The following is a 13,387-nucleotide window of genomic DNA, read 5'->3' as shown; positions in this document are numbered from 1 at the left end:
GGGGAGATTGTAAATGGGGAAATCCGGTCAAATCAATCGCGTTAACTGGATTATGGGTGCATTGCTTCTCAGTATGTTTTTATCATCACTTGATCAAACAATCGTCACAACGGCATTACCTACGATTGTCGAAAAATTAGGAGGTCTTGATATGATCTCCTGGGTATTCACCATCTACATGCTTGCCTCAACTGCCATCATGCCGATTGTTGGGAAGTTATCTGATATGTATGGGAGAAAACGATTCTATTTAATCGGTCTTTTACTGTTTCTTGGAGGCTCTGCCCTGTGTGGAGCATCCACAACCATGGAACAGCTGATTATTTTTCGAGGTATTCAAGGAATCGGCGCCGGCTTTTTGATGCCAATCACCTTTACGTTAATTTTCGGATTAATGCCTCAGGATAAGGCTGGAAGATTTCAGGCATTGTTTATGGGTGTGTTTGCATTAAGTTCTGTTGTTGGACCGACATTAGGGTCAGTTATTACGACACACTTTAGCTGGCGCTGGAATTTTTACATCAATTTGCCATTAGGGATTGTCTCGTTTGTGATTCTTTCTCTGGCCTTATTTGAGCAAAAAAGGGAAGAAAAGAAGTATATTGATTACTTAGGATCGATTTTATTAGTCATTTCAACGATTTCGATTTTACTTGCATTAAAAATGGGTGGAGTTGATTATAGCTGGTCATCCAAGCAAATCATTGGATTATTTGCTCTTGGTGCAGTCAGTATTATTTTCTTCTTTATTACAGAAATGAAAGTAAACGAACCGATTTTACCGCTAGGGTTGTTTAAAAATCGCGTCATTGCTGCTTCAAGTCTCGTAACCTTTATCCAAGGAGTCGTTATGTTCGGTGCCCTGTTATATATCCCCATCTTTGTGCAAGGCGGGCTGGGCGGCGATATCAGTGATGCCGGAAATGCGGTAACGCCGATGATGTTTTCCGTGATGATTGGTGCCTCAATCAGCAGTTTTACGATGACAAGATTAAGCTGGAGAGCCAATATGCTGGCTTCGATGATTATTGCCGGAGCCGGATTATTTTTCATGACGGGCATGTCTTTGGAAGCTAATAAATGGATGATGAGGTTGGATATGGTTGTCATTGGAGCAGGTATCGGGATTTTGATGCCGATTACTCAAACCGCTGTGACAGTTTCTGCAGAGGAGCGGTATCAAGGAATCGCCACTTCAACGGTTGCCTTCTTCCGGTCCATCGGCGGCGTTTTTGGCACCGCGATTATGGCGGCCCTGGTTAACCGTCATATGGAATCAGCGATTCAAAGCGGTGCTCCTAAACTAGGGATTCCCATTGAAAAATTGGAGATGTTCACCAATCCGCAAGTCCTTCTGCGTGCAGGAGGTCAGATTCCGGGGCAAGTTTTAACAATGTTAAAAAATGCTCTTGGAGACTCGATCCATCTTGGATTTTGGTTCTTAGTCGGCGCTGCCGTTTTTGGACTGCTAGCGGCGCTGTTTGCAGGTTCCGCACGGTTTGATGCAGCTGCCTATAAGAAAAAACAAGCTGCACAGCAAGATTCGGCACAGGCACCTCATTAATCGATAAAAAGCAGGCTATTCCACATAAAACAGCCTGCTTTTATTATACTAATATGCTTCTAATACTACGTTTTCATCTACAGTTAGGGCAGCTTCTGTTGAATGAACTACCTCCTCAACTGTAAATCCCTTTGCTACTTCGATAAGCTTCAACCCGGAATCAGTCACATCCATTACAGCGCGCTCCGTGATGATGCGGTTAACGACTCCTTTTCCGGTTAATGGAAGGGTGCATTTCTTTAAAATCTTCGATTCGCCTGCTTTAGTTACATGCTCCATGATCACAATAATTTTCCGTGCACCATGCACAAGATCCATTGCTCCGCCCATACCTTTTATCATTTTTCCGGGAATCATCCAGTTTGCCAGATCACCGGTTTCCGATACTTCCATTCCGCCTAGGATGGCCAAATTAATATGTCCTCCGCGAATCATCGCAAACGATTCGGCGCTGTCAAAATAGGCTGCACCACTAATGGCTGTGACTGTCTCTTTGCCAGCATTGATTAAGTCAGGATCTACCTCTTCTTCATTCGGGTAAGGTCCAATTCCAAGAAGCCCATTCTCCGATTGCAGGACCACCTGCTTATTACCCGATATATAATTAGCTACAAGGGTTGGCATGCCAATTCCCAGGTTTACATAATAGCCATTTTCAATTTCCTTTTCTGCTCTTATCGCAATTCTCACTCTGGCAGAGGCCTTCTCATTCGCCATAATGTCTCTCCTTCCCCGACTCTATTTTCTAACAGTCAATCTCTCAATTCGTTTTTCCTGTTTGCCTTCAATAATGGATTGAACATAAACACTTGGTGTATGAATAAAATTAGGATCAAGCTCGCCGATTTCGAAAAGGTTTTCTACCTCAGCAATGGTCACTTTTCCTGCTGCCGCAATCATCGGATTAAAGTTTTTCGCTGTTTTGTGGAATGAGATTTCCCATCCGATCGCCCTTCCATGCCCTTACCAGGCTAAAGTCTCCTATAATACTTTTATTACTTTCTCCTGTAAACTTTAAAAACCCTCTAATTTTGTCAAAATTTCATTTATTCTTGCTTTTTAGAAATTACCGCTTCTACAATGAAAGTATGAATATAGGAGGGAGAAAATGATGCTAAATTTGCCTAAAAGTAACAATTATTGAAGTTGGCCCGCGGGCGCTTTGATACTTCTGCAGGCGGACTTTGCGGCTGTCCGTTTCCACCCGGGGCTGCGGGAAATGCGGCGACTGAGGATGTTGTTTATATGCTTGAACGAATGGGAATTCATACCGGTGTTAATCTTAATAAGCTCGTTAACGCTATTGAAATCGTTCGGCCTTATTTATCAAGACAGATTAAAAGCGGATATTATCGGCGTCATTTCCAAACTGTTTAGGCCCAGGTTTTCATGAATAATCAGTCTTCAATTAATGCATCTTATTAGATGTAACCACTTCGAAGGGAGACTGACCATGAGCCAAAAACGGGATAAAGGATTCAGCCAACAAGGAAAAAATTATTCAGATTCAGCCGGTACGGGCAAGAGGATGATTGCTGCAGAAGAACTCGAAAAAGCACTCCACCCAACGAAGCGACAGAATTCGGAACAGTCGTAATTTTTACCTTTCACATAAAGCCGCTCATTTGAGTCAGCGGCTTTTTTCATGTTATAAGAAAATTAAGTTCGATGACGTCATATTTTATAGAAAGCCTATAGGAGGTGCCGTCTTTTGAGGAAGACATTTCGGGCCCTATTTATTTTACTGTTTTTTTGGCTGGTCCTCGGTATTTATTTTACTAACCGCTTGATGTATATGAAAAAGAAGGATGAAACGTTTATTTTAGAACGGGAAAAGGAAGCCGGAAGATATAAACCCGATGAATTTGCGTCACTTCCAAAGCGAGAGATTGCCATTGCTTCACCTTTTGGCTACACCATCAAAGCCCTACTTGTTGAACCGTATCGGTCAAATCGCTATATTATTATTTCCCATGGTGTAACAGAAACAAAAGTAAATTCGATTAAATATATGAACCTTTTCTTAGAGCGCGGCTTTAATGCCTTAATTTATGATCACCGGCGCCACGGCGAATCCGGGGGAAAAACCACAAGTTATGGTCATTATGAAAAATTCGATCTAAAGTCAGTCGTCGACTGGCTAAAAAAAGAAAAAGGGCCCAATCTCGAACTTGGGATTCACGGTGAATCAATGGGGGCGGCGACCATGCTGCTGTATGCAGGAATTCTTGAGGATGGAGCTGATTTTTATATTGCGGACTGTCCTTTTTCAGACTTTAGAGCTCAACTGGCCTATCGTCTAAAAAAGGAAATGAAGATTGCACCGAGGCTATTACTTCCGATTGCGGATGTTTTCTTGCGCGTCCGTGACAAATATTCCATCCGGCATGTTTCACCGATTTCGGTTATTGATAATATTAAACATCCCATTCTGTTCATTCACAGTCAGAAGGATGATTTTATTCTACCGACAATGAGTGAAGATTTATTTGCGCACACAAAGGCTCCAAAAATGCTTTTTCTGGCAGCAAACGGCCGGCACGCCCAGTCTTTCAACGAAAACCGTGCCGATTATGAACGGGTCATTGATGAATTTTTACAAAAATATGTTTTCCATGAATCTTTATCTATTTAAAAACAGACTGTCCAAATAGGTTCAGTCTGTTTTTTCTTTAATCACAAGGCTCATGTGCCCATTTAAGATTTGTTGCGGGCTTTTTAATTGAAAACAATTTGAGCTATTAGAGAAGTCAATTTTCATTTGCTCATCAAAGAAGACAGTCTTTGATTTTTCTACATAAATAGTTCTGTCGTTTGTTTCAATAGCGATATCGGTATCCTCTATTTCTGATACAAACCACAATGCTGCTACACCGTTTACCGCACAGCCGCAGCCGTCCGTATCGTATTTTAGTTTTAAAAAGCCTTCCCGGCCTTCTGTTCTCAGCTTAATTTTTTCAGCTGCCGCCTCGGTTATTACTATTTCCAACGTAAAAGCACCCCTCTCTTTGCATATGATGATTTTATCATATGTTTTTTTAAATTCTTATTTTTTTGCTTATCCCGGGTCACGGGTTGCATTTTCCTCTCTTTCCAGTTAATCTCAGGAGAGATGATGAATATTTATTGAAGGGGTGTTGGAGATGTCAAAAGTTCAAATTAAAGTAAACGATAACGGTTCACTTAGAATTACCGGTGATGTTGAATTGTTAGATGGAGAAGGCAATGTCTATACAACAAAGCCATCCTTTTCCCTTTGCCGCTGCGGCCTATCTAATAATAAACCTTTTTGTGACGGCTCGCATAAAGGAAAATTTGAATCTCAAGTACGGGTTCCTAAAGAGGAATAAGATGTGAAGAGCAGCTTTCGATGACTGCTCTTTTTATTGCTCCTTAATCGGAAAGCCTGATGTCAGCGATGGCACCAATTGGAATGCGGTGTACCTCCTCAAACCGGTCGACGACATGGAGCTTCCCCGCTGTTTCATCCCAGTAATGAATTTTCCCTATTACGATTTCATAATTTCGATTTCGATAATGCGTGATCGCAACAAATTGATCAAATTCGATTGCTTCAGATAAGGTGTCGTTCATGAGCTCCAGCTGCTGTTCATCCATTTCTTTCTTGTCTTCATATCTATCTTCCTTTACCCAGTCCCTGAGCAATTTCACATGCTCCGGAAGCATCATCGACGTCCATTTGATTCTCCCGCGGTCACGAATCATTCGTCTCCCTTCTTTCTCCATTACATTTTATGCCCGCCAACCAACGTTGCCCGATGTTTGGCTGTTCCTGATGCCGTATAAGAAACAGCGCGTAGCAGGGAACCTGATCCAAAGCGTTTGCGGACAGAATCCACCACATAGCCAAGCTCCCGCCTTTTATAGGCACCCATGTCAAAAAGGTCAAGCTGGAGTTCACTGTCATCGACAATGTTTCCAATCGCAAGCGAAATTTGCCTTACCGTTTTTCCGTTATAATGCTCATGAAATAATTCGAGACAAACACGGTAAAGGTCCATCGTTACATTCGTTGGCTGCTTGATGGTCCGCGCGCGATGAAAGCCCCCGCCAAACTCATCCTGGCTGTAGCCGATTCCAAGACTAATCGTCCTTCCCGCCTTTCGATGCGTTCTCGCACGTCGGGCAACTTCCTCACACATTTCTAAAATCACATGCTTAATTTCCTCTTCCTCTTTATAATCCCTGAGGAGAATTTGGCTTTTTCCAAAGCTGATTTGCCCTTGGATAATCGGTGCACCCAGCTCTGAAAGGTCGATTCCCCAGGCATGATAATAAAGCTGGTTCCCCATGATTCCGAATTTCTTTTCCAATTGTTCTAAATCATATCGGGCCAGCTGACCGACAGTGAAGATTCCCATTCCGTTTAATGTTTTTTCAACACGTCTGCCGATTCCCCACATTTCCCTAAGCGGTGAAACATTCCAAAGCTTCGTCTGCACATCTTCATACGTCCATTCGGCAATTCCATGTTTCTTTGCCTCAAGATCGAGACAAAGCTTCGCCATTAACATGTTGGGACCAATCCCGACGGCACATGGCAGCTGGAATTCACGCTCGATATCATCCCTTATTTTTTGGGCGATGGTTGTAGCATCTCCCCACAAATGAATGACACCATCGACTTTAATGAAGCTTTCATCCACACTGTACGTATGGAGGGCATCTTTTGGAACATAACGGTTAAAAACACGGGTAATTTCGGTAGAAATGCGCAAATAAGTTGCCATACTGGGCTCGACAATCTGAATCTGCGGGTCATTCGGAATTTCAAACATCCGCGAGCCGGTTTTGATTCCGAATTCTTTTTTCAGACGCGGCGAGGCAGCAAGGACCACGCTTCCCTGCCGCTCTTTGTTGCCGCAAACAGCTAAATAACAATTCAAAGGATCCAGGCCAAGCATGATAGCCGAACAGCTTGCATAGAAGCTCTTCATGTCGACACATAAAATTTTATTTTGCGGTACTATGCTGTAATCGACCATACTTTTTCCCCCAACAAACGCATTTTAACGAACATAAGTTCTGTAGTAGTATATTCACTATCTTAAGCGAATATGCGTTCGTATTCAATGGGAATTTTATGACAGTTTTCCAATATGGTAAATGGTCAAAAATGCGGTATAATCGGTGAGAGGTGCTTTAAATGGAGAAAAAGCTGATTACCAAAATGATTAAAAATTGTTTAAAACAATATTATGAATCTGATACCATGCCGATTGGTGAAAAAGATTTAGAGGAACTGACCAATCTTATTCTTAAAACAAAGGAAGCAGAACCGGCGGCGGATTTATATGAAGTAGTCAATGATATGGTATATGAGTTTTTAACAGGATAATTTGGTCAAATAAAAAGCCCCTAAAAAGAGGCTGGAGAGAACATTATTTTTGATTTAAAACGCTCCTGCCAATCCGCTCAAACAGCCGTGGAAAAAGCACATAGACAATGCTCCCCATGTTCATCCAACGCGGCAAATTAATCTCCCTTGTTTTCGTGAGCATAGAATCAACCACCTTCTGCGCGACATATTGAGGCTTGAGCATAAATTTTTGAACATTTTTTACATACGTGCCTTTTTCATCGGCAATTTCAAAAAAATTGGTAGCAATCGGCCCGGGATTCACGGAAGTAACTAGTACATTGTAATCGGCAAGCTCCATCCTAAGTGAATTCGTGTATCCAAGGACGGCGTGTTTGCTGGCAGAATACACGCTTGATTTTGGCGTGGCAATTTTCCCCGCCTGGGATGCAATATTTATAATATGGCCAAAGCGTCTTTCGCGCATCTTCGGCAATACCATACTCGTGCATGCCATTAACCCGACCACATTCACATTAAACATCCCTTTAATTTCGTCGATTGTTACTTCATGGGCTTCCCGAAAAACGCCAAAGCCTGCATTATTTACAAGGATATCTATATATCCAACCGATGCAAAAATCTCACCAAAGACTTTCTGTACCTGTTCGGTATCAGACACATCAAGCTGAAACACATCAACTTTAACATAATGCCTTTTCTGTAGGTCCCCTTGAAGCAGTTGAAGCTTACCGATGCTCCGTGCAAGCAAAACAAGATTGGCACCGCTAGCCGCACATAGCTTAGCAATTTCCGCTCCGATTCCTCCCGATGCCCCGGTAATGACGATATTTTTACCTTTTAATTGTTCTCTTACCATATCATCCCGTCTTCCTTGACCCGTTTTTACCCAATCCATTAGCCTATCTACCGAGACAGATAGAGGACGGGCTGATCGTTTTTACTACTAATTTCCCCGATAGATGATAAATAGTCAAGCTGGGCGACTGTTTCCGATATCGTCAGCATCAATTCACGCTGATAGACAGACGGAAAAAGACGTTTGCAAATTTCAAAAACGGTGAGCTGCTCTTCCTTCAGCCAATTATGGACCATCATGGCCCGCTCGTGCTGACGGGTTAGCCTTTTTTCAATCAGGTCAGATAACTGATAGACCTCATCGCCGTGCCCCGTATATACGAGGGAAATCGGATAAGAAAGCAGTTTTTTCATCGAGTGATTATGCTGCAGCTGCGGTTTCGGCCTTTCCTTTTCACCCGGTGCAGGCGGTTCAAGTAAAGGATTCGGTGAAATATGAGCAAGAATAAGATCTCCGCCAATCATAATTCCATCCGTTTCGCGAAACAGAGCAATTTGGCTTTGGGCGTGACCTGGTGTTTCAATTACCTGCCAGTCGCTGAGTCCTTGTGGCCTCATACCTTCCACAAGCTGACCCGTCAGCGAACGGTTGCATGAATACTTCAGCGATTTTCTTAGCAAAGAAAGCAGCGGTAAATATTCCTCAGGCAGACCGAATTCACGAAAATGCCCACGAAAAAAATCCTCCTGCTCCTGAAGAAAAACCTCCGTCGGATGGATCCATCGTTCATTCAACGGATGACCGTACACTTCTAACGAGTCCGGAAAAAAATCAAGCATTCCAACATGGTCAGGGTGATGATGAGTAAGAACCACCTGCTCAATGTCAGCGGGACTCAAATTTAAATCGGCCATTTGTCCGGTGAGGGACTTCCACGATTCTTCTGTTTTCGGCCCGACGTCAACAAGCGTTAACCGCTCTCCATTAATTAAATAAACATTTACATCCCCAACTGGAAAAGGTGTCGGTAAAGTGATCTTGGCAATTCCGTCTTTCCATTCTGTCATAAAAAAACCCCCTAACGTTATTTTTATATAAAGATATTAAATTCCATGTATGTAAGAATTATGTGTCAATTAATATATAAATTAAAGTTTACCGATTTTTAGAACGATTGTCATTATTTCTGCATAATTTTTTAGAAAAAATAAAAAATTCAGCGAATTTACCCCTTGACAGACAGGCTATTTTTCAAGCATAATCACTAGTAAAATTTGATTCGAAAAAGCGATGAGTAAGACCAGTAAATGAAAAATGGCGAAAGAGAGTGAAGTCCAAAGGCTGAGAGTCTTCACCGCCCTCTTGATCATTGAACCTACCTTATGAGCACTTAGGAAAACCTAACGTATTCCCGACGTTATCGGAGTTGAGTGAACCCTTATTAAATCGGTTTTTTAATTAGGGTAAATGAAGGTGGTACCGCGGAAGATAGACCTTTCGTCCTTTATGGATGAAGGGTCTTTTTGTCGTTTTAAACTAAAAGGAGGAGTTATCATGAACAAAATAGCAATTGTTGGCGCAGGGTCAATGGCAGAAGCATTTATTTCAGGAATCGTCGAAAATGATTTAATCGATAAGAAAAATATTTGGGTTACAAACAATAGTAATGCGGAAAAATTATCTTCTCTTCGCGAGCGATATGGTATCAAAAGCACCTATGATTTAAACGAATTCTTTGACGGGGCTGACATCGTGGTCTTAGCGATGAAACCAAAGGACGCAGCGTCAGCCATCCATCAAGTTCGCGGGCACTTAACGGAGCAAATGCTCCTGATTTCTGTATTAGCAGGTGTATCAATGAATGCAATCGAGACATTAGCGAAAAAACCTCTCTCAATTGTTAGGGCCATGCCAAACACTTCAGCAACGGTAGGCAAATCGGCCACAGCTGTTGCCGTGAATACCAGAGTCTCTGAAGACCAAATCAAGAAAACGAAAAAACTTTTCGGGACTGTAGGTTTGACCACCTTTGTTGAAGAGGAACAGCTTGATGCGGTAACAGGACTATCCGGCAGCGGACCGGCTTATATTTATTATCTGATTGAAGCGATGGAAAATAGCGCAGTTGAGGTTGGACTTGAAAAACAAATGGCACAGGAGCTGATTGTCCAGACGTTAATCGGGGCAGCAGAGATGGTAAAGAAATCAACAAAAACATCAGAGCAACTCAGGCGGGATGTAACAAGTCCCGGCGGCACAACAGAAGCAGGGATTAAAATTCTCGAAGAAAAAGGCGTTCAGGAAGCATTTATTGCTTGTATCAAAGCGGCTACTGCCCAATCGAAAAAAATGGGCGAGGCATTATGTTCACAGCTCGCTGCAGAACAGCCTTCCTAAATTGGATGTTTGGCTCTTTTTACTTTAAACTGTAAAAAAAAGGGCTGGGAAGTGTTAAGTTATGTTAACCGTTTTACTCACGATAGGGATTCTGGTTTGGATTTTCTTTCTTGTAGATGCCCTATTTGGGTTAAGGAAATTAGATTCTTTGGAAACGGAAGAATCCTTGAGGAAGGGCCCGCTTTTGTCGGTTATCGTTGCAGCAAGAAATGAAGAAAAGCAAATTAGTAACAGTATCCATAGTCAGCTAAAACAAACCTATACCAATGTAGAATGGATCCTCGTGAATGACCGTTCGACTGATAGAACAGGCCATGTTATGGATGAATTAAAAAAGGAAGATCAGAGAATAAAGGTTATTCATATAAATGTATTGCCGGAAGGCTGGCTTGGAAAAAACCATGCCTTATATTCAGGCAGTCTGTACGCCAACGGTAAATGGCTATTATTTACAGATGCAGATGTTAACTATGAGCGAGAGGCTTTTGCAAAAGCACTCCATTACTTTGGTCAACACCAACTCGACCATTTAACGGCAGCACCTAATTTAAATGCCAGGGAATTTTGGCTGAAATCGTTTGTCGCATTTTTCTTATTCGGATTTTCCTATTTTAAGCGCCCATGGCTGGCGAATAACCCAAAGTCCAAAACCGGAACGGGAATTGGCGCATTTAACCTCGTTTCTAAACAAGCCTATGAAGCATTCGGGACACACGAAAAAATAAAAATGCGCCCCGATGATGACTTACAGCTGGGAATGAGAATGAAGAAGGCCGGATACCGACAAAGAATTGTTACAGCTCTCAGGCTAATGGAAGTTGAATGGTATGGCAGTTTGAAAGAAGCATTTGTCGGACTTGAAAAGAATACATTTGCAGGATTAAATTATCGAATCAGCATGGTACTTTTCGCTATTTTGGGAGTTTTTCTCACACATGTTCTCCCCTTTGTGACTGTTTTTTCAACTAACAAAACCATCGCACTATTGAGCCTGGGGAATATTTTGGGCAGTGGAATTCTTTACGTGATGATTATTAAAAGAATGACCCTGTTCTCCCCTATTCTGTTTTTTGTTTTTCCAATCACTGCTTTACTGTTTATCTATTCAATTATTCGCGCAAGCTTTCTGACTTTTAAGCGGGGAGGCATCGTGTGGCGGGGTACAACATACAGGTTAAGGGATCTGAGAGAAAATGAGTAAAGCTGGAATATTTTATTATTAAAAGTCCTTTGATATACTTTAAATTGTTTAACCATATGGATTAGGAGGGCTCTTTAATGCAGGCAAAATTATTTTCTCCCTATACAATAAAAGGGGTCACGTTTAAAAATAGAATCGTGATGGCTCCCATGTGCATGTATTCAAGCCACACAGAGGACGGCCGCCTGCAGAACTGGCACCGCACTCATTATACAACGAGAGCAGTCGGACAGGTGGGGCTCATAATTGTTGAAGCAACTGCCGTTACACCTCAAGGCAGGATCTCGCCGCAGGATCTAGGCATCTGGAGTGATGATCATACCGAGGGATTCAAAGAACTCGTCGGGCTTGTCAAAGAGCACGGAGCAAAGATTGGAATCCAGCTTGCTCATGCAGGCAGAAAAGCAGTTTTAGAAGGCGAAATTATCGCACCTTCTGCCTTGGCATTCAATGAAAAAATGAAAACACCGAAGGAAATGACAAAAACGGATATCGAAGAAACGATAGAGTCATTTAAAAAAGGGGCTGAACGGGCTGCAAAAGCCGGTTTTGATGTGATTGAACTTCACGGTGCCCACGGATATCTGATTAATCAATTTCTATCTCCTTTATCAAATAAAAGAACGGATGAATACGGCGGTTCAGCTGAAAATCGCTACCGCCTCCTCCGTGAAATAATTGATGCCGTCAAAACGGTTTGGGACGGTCCATTGTTTGTAAGGGTTTCGGCTAACGATTACCACGAGGAAGGGCTGACAACAGAGGATTATGTTCCATTTTGCAGATGGATGAAGGAACAAGGCGTTGATTTAATTGATGTCAGCTCAGGCGCAGTTGTCCCAGCACATATTCATTCCTACCCAGGTTACCAGGTGAAATTCTCCGAAATAATTAAGAATGGGGCTAATATTCCAACTGGTGCAGTGGGATTAATTACCTCTCCGAAACACGCAGAAGAAATTTTGGGGAATGAAAGAGCGGATTTAATCATTCTAGCCCGTGAATTACTGCGCGATCCCTACTGGCCGCGTACAGCTGCAAAAGAGCTTGGTGTTAGCATTGAAGGGCCAAAACAATATGAGCGAGGTTGGAATTTTTAAAAATATGGAAAAAAGCACTCACCTCTTCATAAAAGGTAAGTGCTTTTTTTCATTTTAACGGAAGGGTAATCTCTTTAAAGTCCTCAGCAATTTCCGTATTCGAAAATAATTCTCTCGCTTCTTCTGCCAATTCTCGCCAAGCAATTCGGTCATAACGTGAGCTAATATGGGTCAGACAAAGCTGTTTACAATTAGCCTGACTCGCTATTTTTGCAGCCTGATGGGTCGTTGAATGAAAATAATCAAAGGCGAGCTTTTCTTCCCCTTTTGAAAAAGTTGCTTCATGAACCAATAAATCTGCATTTTTTGCGAGTGTTACGGCGTTTTCACAATATCTTGTATCTCCGAGAATCGTCACAATTCTTCCATTTTGTACAGGACCAAGAAAATCTGCCGGCTCGATGGTTCTACCGTCTTCAAGGGTAACCGTTTCTCCGTTTTTTATTTTTTTAAAAATCGGACCCGGTCGGATCCCAGCTTCAATAAGCTTATCAGCAAGGAGTGTCCCCGGCCTGTCCTTCTCTACAATCCGATATCCGTAGGATAGAATACCATGGTCTAAAGGGAGAGTTTCAACCAGAAACTGTTCATCCTCAAAAATAATCCCTTCTTCAATTTCAATGATATGTAAGGGGTATTTTAAATACGTTTGGCTGATAGAGAGACTGACATTAATATATTCCTTAATGCCCTTCGGCCCGTATACCGTAACTTCAGACTCCCCTCCTTGAAACGAACGGCTTGATAACAGGCCGGGCAATCCATAAATATGGTCACCATGAAGGTGAGTAATAAAAATTTTTTCAATACGCCTCGGTCTTATCGATGTATGTAAAATTTGGTGTTGTGTTGCCTCCCCTGCATCGAATAACCAGACTTCCCCCCGCTCCTCCAGCAATTTCAGGGCAATTGATGTGACATTGCGAAGCTTAGCCGGCATCCCGGCACCTGTTCCTAAGAAAAAAATATCCACTTGATATACCTC

Annotated in this window: 15 protein-coding genes, 2 pseudogenes and 1 other annotated feature; of the genes and pseudogenes, 9 read left to right on the top strand and 8 right to left on the bottom strand. The window is 42.2% G+C overall.

Going from position 1 to position 13,387, the window contains the following annotated elements; genetic code table 11:
* Nucleotides 1–13: 13 nt before the first annotated feature.
* Nucleotides 14–1,564, top strand: a complete 1,551-nt coding sequence (locus tag J2S10_RS02700) for a DHA2 family efflux MFS transporter permease subunit (RefSeq protein WP_307404174.1) — start codon at nucleotides 14–16, stop codon at nucleotides 1,562–1,564.
* 48 nt (nucleotides 1,565–1,612) lie between these two features.
* On the opposite strand, the gene J2S10_RS02695 is transcribed toward J2S10_RS02700, so the two are convergent.
* The gene (locus J2S10_RS02695; protein ID WP_307404173.1) at nucleotides 1,613–2,281 is read right to left on the bottom strand and encodes a 3-oxoacid CoA-transferase subunit B; all 669 of its coding nucleotides are present in this window, start codon (nucleotides 2,279–2,281) and stop codon (nucleotides 1,613–1,615) included.
* Between the two features lie 21 nt (nucleotides 2,282–2,302).
* Nucleotides 2,303–2,546: pseudogene (locus J2S10_RS02690) on the bottom strand (CoA-transferase); the annotation flags it as partial.
* A gap of 176 nt (nucleotides 2,547–2,722) precedes the next feature.
* On the opposite strand from J2S10_RS02690, the pseudogene J2S10_RS02685 reads away from it, so the two are divergent.
* From J2S10_RS02685 to J2S10_RS02675, 3 genes and pseudogenes are all read left to right on the top strand, one after another.
* Nucleotides 2,723–2,941: pseudogene (locus J2S10_RS02685) on the top strand (hydroxymethylglutaryl-CoA lyase); the annotation flags it as partial.
* Between the two features lie 76 nt (nucleotides 2,942–3,017).
* A complete protein-coding gene (locus J2S10_RS02680; protein WP_307404172.1) occupies nucleotides 3,018–3,161 on the top strand; it encodes a hypothetical protein in 144 nt (47 codons plus the stop codon).
* Between the two features lie 114 nt (nucleotides 3,162–3,275).
* Nucleotides 3,276–4,199, top strand: a complete 924-nt coding sequence (locus J2S10_RS02675) for an alpha/beta hydrolase (protein WP_307404171.1) — start codon at nucleotides 3,276–3,278, stop codon at nucleotides 4,197–4,199.
* Nucleotides 4,200–4,220: 21 nt separating this feature from the next.
* Here the strand turns inward: J2S10_RS02675 and J2S10_RS02670 are convergent, their stop codons facing one another.
* Entirely contained in the window at nucleotides 4,221–4,553 is a 333-nt protein-coding gene (locus J2S10_RS02670; protein ID WP_307404170.1) for an iron-sulfur cluster biosynthesis family protein, read from the bottom strand.
* Nucleotides 4,554–4,707: 154 nt separating this feature from the next.
* Between J2S10_RS02670 and J2S10_RS02665 the strand changes: the two genes are divergently transcribed.
* Entirely contained in the window at nucleotides 4,708–4,914 is a 207-nt protein-coding gene (locus tag J2S10_RS02665; protein ID WP_307404169.1) for a CDGSH iron-sulfur domain-containing protein, read from the top strand.
* 43 nt (nucleotides 4,915–4,957) lie between these two features.
* Here the strand turns inward: J2S10_RS02665 and J2S10_RS02660 are convergent, their stop codons facing one another.
* Nucleotides 4,958–5,290, bottom strand: a complete 333-nt coding sequence (locus tag J2S10_RS02660; protein WP_307404168.1) for a YolD-like family protein — start codon at nucleotides 5,288–5,290, stop codon at nucleotides 4,958–4,960.
* Between the two features lie 20 nt (nucleotides 5,291–5,310).
* Nucleotides 5,311–6,570 carry a Y-family DNA polymerase gene (locus tag J2S10_RS02655; RefSeq protein WP_307404167.1) on the bottom strand — a complete coding sequence of 420 codons (1,260 nt, stop codon included), beginning with the start codon at nucleotides 6,568–6,570 and terminating at the stop codon, nucleotides 5,311–5,313.
* Nucleotides 6,571–6,731: 161 nt separating this feature from the next.
* Between J2S10_RS02655 and J2S10_RS02650 the strand changes: the two genes are divergently transcribed.
* Nucleotides 6,732–6,923, top strand: coding sequence for a YqzH family protein (locus tag J2S10_RS02650; protein WP_307404166.1), 192 nt, complete (start codon nucleotides 6,732–6,734; stop codon nucleotides 6,921–6,923).
* A gap of 43 nt (nucleotides 6,924–6,966) precedes the next feature.
* On the opposite strand, the gene J2S10_RS02645 is transcribed toward J2S10_RS02650, so the two are convergent.
* Both J2S10_RS02645 and J2S10_RS02640 read right to left on the bottom strand, forming a co-directional pair.
* Nucleotides 6,967–7,764 carry an SDR family NAD(P)-dependent oxidoreductase gene (locus tag J2S10_RS02645; RefSeq protein WP_307405128.1) on the bottom strand — a complete coding sequence of 266 codons (798 nt, stop codon included), beginning with the start codon at nucleotides 7,762–7,764 and terminating at the stop codon, nucleotides 6,967–6,969.
* A gap of 47 nt (nucleotides 7,765–7,811) precedes the next feature.
* Nucleotides 7,812–8,771, bottom strand: coding sequence for an MBL fold metallo-hydrolase (locus J2S10_RS02640; RefSeq protein ID WP_307404165.1), 960 nt, complete (start codon nucleotides 8,769–8,771; stop codon nucleotides 7,812–7,814).
* Nucleotides 8,772–8,985: 214 nt separating this feature from the next.
* Nucleotides 8,986–9,212: a binding site (T-box leader), on the top strand.
* A 46-nt stretch (nucleotides 9,213–9,258) separates the two neighbouring features.
* Here J2S10_RS02640 and proC point away from each other — a divergent pair.
* The 3 genes from proC (at nucleotide 9,259) to namA (ending at nucleotide 12,402) form a co-directional block, all read left to right on the top strand.
* On the top strand, nucleotides 9,259–10,101 hold the full coding sequence (gene proC, locus J2S10_RS02635; RefSeq protein WP_307404164.1) for a pyrroline-5-carboxylate reductase: 843 nt from the start codon (nucleotides 9,259–9,261) through the stop codon (nucleotides 10,099–10,101).
* 61 nt (nucleotides 10,102–10,162) lie between these two features.
* A complete protein-coding gene (locus J2S10_RS02630) occupies nucleotides 10,163–11,302 on the top strand; it encodes a glycosyltransferase family 2 protein (RefSeq protein ID WP_307404163.1) in 1,140 nt (379 codons plus the stop codon).
* A 77-nt stretch (nucleotides 11,303–11,379) separates the two neighbouring features.
* Nucleotides 11,380–12,402 carry an NADPH dehydrogenase NamA gene (gene namA / locus J2S10_RS02625; RefSeq protein WP_307404162.1) on the top strand — a complete coding sequence of 341 codons (1,023 nt, stop codon included), beginning with the start codon at nucleotides 11,380–11,382 and terminating at the stop codon, nucleotides 12,400–12,402.
* Nucleotides 12,403–12,451: 49 nt separating this feature from the next.
* Here namA and rnz read toward each other — a convergent pair whose 3' ends face one another.
* Entirely contained in the window at nucleotides 12,452–13,375 is a 924-nt protein-coding gene (gene rnz, locus J2S10_RS02620; protein WP_307404161.1) for a ribonuclease Z, read from the bottom strand.
* Between the last annotated feature and the right edge of the window lie 12 nt (nucleotides 13,376–13,387).

It is taken from the genome of Neobacillus ginsengisoli, from assembly GCF_030813055.1.
This window is presented reverse-complemented; position numbering and strand designations above follow the sequence as displayed.

Coding starts and splice junctions, on each gene's coding strand:
- J2S10_RS02700 (WP_307404174.1), top strand. CDS start 14: ATGGGGAAATCCGGTCAAATCAATCGCGTTAACTGGATTATGGGTGCA.
- J2S10_RS02695 (WP_307404173.1), bottom strand. CDS start 2,281: ATGGCGAATGAGAAGGCCTCTGCCAGAGTGAGAATTGCGATAAGAGCA.
- J2S10_RS02680 (WP_307404172.1), top strand. CDS start 3,018: ATGAGCCAAAAACGGGATAAAGGATTCAGCCAACAAGGAAAAAATTAT.
- J2S10_RS02665 (WP_307404169.1), top strand. CDS start 4,708: ATGTCAAAAGTTCAAATTAAAGTAAACGATAACGGTTCACTTAGAATT.
- J2S10_RS02660 (WP_307404168.1), bottom strand. CDS start 5,290: ATGATTCGTGACCGCGGGAGAATCAAATGGACGTCGATGATGCTTCCG.
- J2S10_RS02655 (WP_307404167.1), bottom strand. CDS start 6,570: ATGGTCGATTACAGCATAGTACCGCAAAATAAAATTTTATGTGTCGAC.
- J2S10_RS02650 (WP_307404166.1), top strand. CDS start 6,732: ATGGAGAAAAAGCTGATTACCAAAATGATTAAAAATTGTTTAAAACAA.
- J2S10_RS02645 (WP_307405128.1), bottom strand. CDS start 7,764: ATGGTAAGAGAACAATTAAAAGGTAAAAATATCGTCATTACCGGGGCA.
- J2S10_RS02640 (WP_307404165.1), bottom strand. CDS start 8,771: ATGACAGAATGGAAAGACGGAATTGCCAAGATCACTTTACCGACACCT.
- proC (WP_307404164.1), top strand. CDS start 9,259: ATGAACAAAATAGCAATTGTTGGCGCAGGGTCAATGGCAGAAGCATTT.
- J2S10_RS02630 (WP_307404163.1), top strand. CDS start 10,163: ATGTTAACCGTTTTACTCACGATAGGGATTCTGGTTTGGATTTTCTTT.
- namA (WP_307404162.1), top strand. CDS start 11,380: ATGCAGGCAAAATTATTTTCTCCCTATACAATAAAAGGGGTCACGTTT.